Annotated in this window: 5 protein-coding genes; 4 read left to right on the top strand and 1 reads right to left on the bottom strand. The window is 60.6% G+C overall.

The window, feature by feature from the left end:
• The first annotated feature begins 412 nt into the window (after positions 1-412).
• From QZY44_RS07000 to QZY44_RS06985, 4 genes are all read left to right on the top strand, one after another.
• Positions 413-1,336 (top strand): formylglycine-generating enzyme family protein, encoded by a 924-nt coding sequence (locus tag QZY44_RS07000; RefSeq protein ID WP_295444176.1) that lies wholly within the window; start codon positions 413-415, stop codon positions 1,334-1,336.
• 228 nt (positions 1,337-1,564) lie between these two features.
• Complete coding sequence (locus QZY44_RS06995) at positions 1,565-1,708, top strand: hypothetical protein (protein WP_295444173.1); 144 nt, start codon at positions 1,565-1,567, stop codon at positions 1,706-1,708.
• Between the two features lie 22 nt (positions 1,709-1,730).
• Positions 1,731-2,702: an SLAC1 anion channel family protein gene (locus QZY44_RS06990; RefSeq protein WP_295444171.1), complete on the top strand. Its 972-nt coding sequence runs from the start codon at positions 1,731-1,733 to the stop codon at positions 2,700-2,702.
• A gap of 84 nt (positions 2,703-2,786) precedes the next feature.
• A complete protein-coding gene (locus QZY44_RS06985) occupies positions 2,787-3,476 on the top strand; it encodes a cytochrome b/b6 domain-containing protein (RefSeq protein WP_295444168.1) in 690 nt (229 codons plus the stop codon).
• A gap of 49 nt (positions 3,477-3,525) precedes the next feature.
• On the opposite strand, the gene QZY44_RS06980 is transcribed toward QZY44_RS06985, so the two are convergent.
• Positions 3,526-3,993: a cytochrome c gene (locus QZY44_RS06980; protein ID WP_295444165.1), complete on the bottom strand. Its 468-nt coding sequence runs from the start codon at positions 3,991-3,993 to the stop codon at positions 3,526-3,528.
• Positions 3,994-4,252 lie beyond the last annotated feature (259 nt).

Raw genomic sequence — 4,252 nt, 5'->3', positions numbered from 1 at the left:
CTGAACCGCCGCGGACCGGTCGGCCCCTTGGCCAGCGCTCCGCTAGCTCACGCGGCGCCGACCTGCAACGTATGCGCGGCAAACCTGGGCTCAGACAGGATAGCGCCAGAACGGTTATCGGGCGAATACCTCAACCTGCTTACCGTGTAGCCATCAAGTGTTTTTGGTGACTCAGCGACGATGTCCCGCAGCGCTGGGTGTATGACGCTTTGGCGACCGCTCTCGACGACCAGACTTGGTTGCGCACACTGGCTGCGGCCAATATCCGAGAACCTGACTGCGATTTTTATCAATGCTCCCGTCACGGCGACACCGTAGACTCCCCTGCAACCCTGCCCAGAGTCGCCCCGACCCGCCGCCCCAGCCGCCGAGCAGCCCGGTTGTCGCGATCTGTTCCCACCGGAGTTTATCCATGCTGTACATCTCCTTGCGCCTACAGCAACCGCATCCGTGCCATCTCAGGCGCTGGTTGCCGGTGCTGCGAAAGATGCTGAGCCCCTTCGGCATACGCTCGCTGACCGCTGTTGGAGCGATCCTGTTCGCCACCCTCTCCACTTACCCCGCCGGCGCCAGCGAGCCAGACCTGTTGCGCAATGTGCCGGTGCCCGAGACGGTTTCCTTACCCGCCGGGCACTTACGGATGGGGTGCCTGGCGGGCGACCCGGTGTGCCACGACAACGAAAAGCCCTTGCGCACGCTCGACCTAGCCGCCTTTGAGATCGGCACGACGGAGGTCACCTTCGCGCAGTGGGACGCGTGTGTCGCCATGGGCGGCTGCGCGTATGCTCCGGCCGATGAGGGCTGGGGTCGAGGCAACCGGCCGGTGATCAACGTCTCCTGGGATGATATCCAGCACTACCTGGCCTGGCTCAACACCGAGACCGGCCGGCACTACCGCCTGCCGAGCGAGGCGGAATGGGAATACGCCGCCCGCGCCGGGACCACGACCACATTCAACACCGGTGACTGCATCGCGCCCGGCCAGGCCAACTACAGCGACGGCGCCGACTATCCCGACTGCGGTGCCAAGACCGGGGTGTCGGTCGGCCAGACTCAGCCGGTGGGAAGCTATCCTGCCAATCCCTGGGGGCTCTTCGATTTGCACGGCAATGTCTGGGAATGGGTGCAAGACTGTTGGCACGAGAGTTATGCCAACGCCCCCCCGGACGGTTCGGTGTGGAGCGATTCGTGCTCAGCCAGTCAGCAGCGGGGGCTGCGCGGCGGTTCCTGGGACAGCGATCCGCATTTCTTGCGCTCAGCCTTCCGCCTCCGGGGTCTCACCGATCTGCGTCACGACGGCATCGGCTTCCGGGTGGCCAGAACCATTGGCCCTTAATCGAGTAAGAGCGGTTTTCACGCCAGGCCCCCAAGACCAGGTTCCAGAAGCAGTGTCACGCCCACTGGTGTCCGCCAATTTCCGAGTGTCTGACTACGACTTCTATCAATGCCCCGGATTCGGCGACATTGTAGACTCCCAGGCAATCCTTCCCAGAACCGCTCTGACCCGTCGCCAAAATCCGACCCACGGCCGGTCACAGCGGCCTGTTGCCATCGGAATTTGTCTATGTACTGTAACGCTTCGACCCTATACCAACTGCACTCCGCCCAGTCCCATCTCAGGCACCTCTGGCTCTGGCTGCCGGTGCTTGCTACCTCCACCGCGTTGAGTCTATTGCTGCTCGCTGTACCGCTCGTCACGATGCACTGAGCGGCGTGCCCAGACGCCACTTATGAACGTTCCCATCGTCACCAGTTCGCGGCTCGAGAACTTTCCCATCTCTTTTTTCGCGATGGTGATGGGGATGGCGGGTCTGACCATCGGCTGGGAGAAGGCCCAGCATATCCTGGGCCTGGACCTGAAGATCACCCCCTGGCTGATCGGCGCCACAACCCTGCTTTTTATCTTGCTGGCCTTGATCTACGGGATCAAAATTGCATTTTGCCGCCAGGCGGTCCTGGCCGAATTGCGCCATCCGGTCAAGCTTAACTTTTTTCCAACCATCTCCATCACCCCGCTGTTGCTCAGTATTGCCTTCCAGCCCCTGGCCCCGAATCTGACCCGCGGGCTGTGGCTGGCGGGGGCCAGCTTGCACCTAGCCTTCACGCTCTATGTGGTGAATGTCTGGATGCACCACGAGCATTTTAAGATCCAGCACATGAATCCGGCCTGGTTCATTCCCGCGGTTGGCAATGTGATGGTGCCGGTCGTCGGGGTGCCACTGGGCTACGTCGAGGTCTCGTGGTTCTTCTTCAGCGTGGGCATGCTATTCTGGGTGATGTTGATGACCATCATCCTCTACCGGGTCCTGTTCCACGACCCCATTGATGAACGTCTGATGCCGACCCTGTTCATCCTGATCGCCCCGCCGGCGGTCGGCTTCATTGCCTACAGCCACCTGGTCCCAGTGCTCGATCCGTTCGCCCGGGTGCTCTACTACGGTGGGCTCTTCATGACCCTCTTGCTGTTCACCCAGGCAGGTCGCTTCCTTAAGCTGCGGTTCTTCCTTTCTTGGTGGGCCTATTCATTCCCGCTGGCAGCGATCAGCATCGCAAGCCTGGTGATGTTCGAACGTACCGGCGCCGATTTCTACCGCTATCTGGGACTGGGCCTCTTGACCTTGCTGACCATGATCGTCGCGTTTCTGCTGGTACGAACCAGCATCGCCGTCTGGCGGCAGGCCATTTGCGTACCTGGTCATTAGCCCACAGCGCCACGGCTTTTCCGGTCGACTGTCGCCCCAACCGGGGCGCCCCCTAATAACCCATCCGCTTTGACTGATAACAAGATGCAGCAACACTCTATTCATTTATGGGATTTGCCGACCCGCCTGTTTCATTGGCTGCTGGCAGCCTTGGTCGCCGCCGCCTTTCTGACCGGACTGTCGGGCGGGAACTGGATGGTTTGGCATGGTCGCCTGGGACTGCTTATTCTCGGACTCCTGACGTTCCGACTGGTGTGGGGCTTGGTCGGCTCTACCTATGCCCGTTTCAGTCAGTTCGTTCCCGGCCCCCGGACCCTGCTCAACTATCTCCGCGGCGGCTGGCAGGGGATTGGTCACAATCCGCTTGGCGCACTGTCCGTCCTGGTGCTGCTCGGCATCTTGTTGCTGCAAACCCTCAGCGGTCTATTTGCCAACGATGACATCGCGTTCAGCGGCCCGCTGCAGGATTTGGTCACGAAGCGCACGAGCGACTGGTTGACTGGCTTACACCACCAGGCCATTTGGGTCATCGGGACACTGATCACCCTGCATGTCGCGGCCGTACTCTTCCATACGCATGTCCACAAAGACGATTTGATCACACCGATGGTGACCGGGATCAAGCAGGTCAAGGCGCCGGGGGCACGGGACGCAACTGGGGGCGGGTGGCTGGCGCTGATCACTGCGCTGGCGATGGCGACCCTGGCGATATGGATTGCTGCCGGCGGACTCTTGCCGCCCCTGCCGCCGATCGCACCGTCACCCACTTGGTGACATCAAGCCGCCCGAATGGGCGGCTCGCCAGGCCAACCCGGGACCAAACTCAATCCTTGGCGCGGAACTGATCGTGACACGCCTTGCAACTCTTACCCACATCACCAAAGGCAGCTTTCACCGCAACCGCATCGCCGGTCGCAGCAACCTTGGCCAGATTATCAGCCGCCGCGACAAAGTTACCGGCAAGCTTACCGACCTCCGGCATTTTCTCGAAAAACTCCGGCTTGACATTGGTATGTACGTCACCGATGTCTTTGTCAGTGCCCGGGCCATAGAGCGCGCCCATGCCGGAGTTCGCAATCGCTGCAATGACGTTGGCGGACGCGGTAACCTGTTTTGCATCAAAGCTCCCCTCCAGGCTGGCCTTGATCTTGCCCATGTTCCAGCTCATGAAGCTGTAACCGGCCTGGCGGATCTTGATCTGGTCCGCGGGTTTCACATCAGCAGCCAGCGCCACGCCAGACAGGGCAACGGCGAGCACTCCAACTGTGAAACGAGCGTTAATGTATTTCATGTCTAATCTCTATAGTCAGTGAGGTTCGGTGGATTGATGAACCAGGATAGCCGGTTGAGGCTCCTAGAGCGAGCCATTTTAGAACATGCTTACCACCTTTAGTATCTTAATCGTGACTATCATCGCCTTGATTCCAGCGAGTGTACATCTTGGTTTTCGTGCGCCCCGCATTCGGGAAACCGGATCGCCGGCAGATTACGGCCTCGCCTTTGAAGCGCTACGCATCCCCACGGTACGCGGCCGGCAGTTATTCGGCTGG

This window comes from uncultured Thiodictyon sp., from assembly GCA_903837595.1.
Taxonomy (GTDB): domain Bacteria; phylum Pseudomonadota; class Gammaproteobacteria; order Chromatiales; family Chromatiaceae; genus Thiodictyon.
The sequence above is the reverse complement of the archived record's forward strand: the minus strand, read 5'-3'. Positions and strand labels throughout refer to the sequence as shown.

Coding starts and splice junctions, on each gene's coding strand:
- QZY44_RS06985 (WP_295444168.1), top strand. CDS start 2,787: ATGCAGCAACACTCTATTCATTTATGGGATTTGCCGACCCGCCTGTTT.
- QZY44_RS06990 (WP_295444171.1), top strand. CDS start 1,731: ATGAACGTTCCCATCGTCACCAGTTCGCGGCTCGAGAACTTTCCCATC.
- QZY44_RS07000 (WP_295444176.1), top strand. CDS start 413: ATGCTGTACATCTCCTTGCGCCTACAGCAACCGCATCCGTGCCATCTC.
- QZY44_RS06995 (WP_295444173.1), top strand. CDS start 1,565: ATGTACTGTAACGCTTCGACCCTATACCAACTGCACTCCGCCCAGTCC.
- QZY44_RS06980 (WP_295444165.1), bottom strand. CDS start 3,993: ATGAAATACATTAACGCTCGTTTCACAGTTGGAGTGCTCGCCGTTGCC.